The 886-nt window shown below is 69.9% G+C and carries 2 protein-coding genes; both read left to right on the top strand.

Annotated elements, in window-relative coordinates:
- A partial coding sequence (locus GTW58_RS13130) for a D-alanyl-D-alanine carboxypeptidase (RefSeq protein WP_209436577.1) occupies positions 1-303 on the top strand: 303 nt, incomplete at its 5' end.
- 63 nt (positions 304-366) lie between these two features.
- Positions 367-886: zinc-dependent metalloprotease (locus GTW58_RS13135; protein WP_209436578.1), on the top strand; the 520-nt coding region annotated here is incomplete at its 3' end.

An 886-nucleotide genomic window follows, 5' to 3' on the forward strand; every position in this document is an offset into this window, starting at 1 on the left:
GGGACGCTGTTGTGGGGCGAACAAGATCCCCCGAACCGGTACACGCCCATGATTCCCACCTTCCCGGTCAGTGGGGACTCCGGGACCCTGGAGGACCGTTTCGACGACCCCACGGAAGCCGCGGGTCGCGGCGTCGTGCGAGCCAAGACGGGCACCCTCAACACGGTGACCGCATTGTCCGGGAGAGTGACCCGGGACGACGGTGAACGGATGATCGCCGTGGTCCTGTTTGACGGGGTGCAGGACACCGGGGTCGCCCGGAACAGGGCCGACGAGTTCTTCGCGACGCTCGCGCAGAGCTGATGGGGGACTGATCGTTGCGGCCTTCGATGCGGCGCACGGCCCGGCCTGTGGTTGCATGGCTTCATGACCACGCCCCACAGCACCCCCGGCACCACGGACTCCGGTCTGATCAAGTGGAGCTTCGCTGCCGCCGTCGCAGCCAGGACCACCCCCGCAGGACCCACCCCGCCCGCGCGGGCCATGCAGCAGGCCGTCGCCTCGATGCGTCATCATGCCGAGACCTCCGTGGACCACGTCCACCGAATCTCCGGTTTGGAGGCCGCGCGTGACCTGCGTGATGCGCCCGTCGTCGTGGTGGACCGTGCCGGATGGGCGAAGGCCAACGCGGCCACCTTCGCAGCGCTGCTGGAACCGGCCATGAACGAGCTGGCAGGAAGGTACCGGGCCCGTGGGCGCGGTTCGAACGAACTCACCCAATGGATCGGCAGCCGCGCGACCGCAGCAGAGGCCGGCGCGATCCTGGCGTTCCTGTCGACCAAGGTCCTGGGCCAGTACGACCCTTACGCGGGGCTCACCTCCCCGGAGGCGGCCAGGCGTAACCCCGGCGGGCGCGTCATGAACGTGGCGCCGCGCGGGCCCGGGG

The sequence above is a fragment of the Kocuria subflava genome, assembly GCF_012163155.1.
Taxonomy (GTDB): domain Bacteria; phylum Actinomycetota; class Actinomycetes; order Actinomycetales; family Micrococcaceae; genus Kocuria; species Kocuria subflava.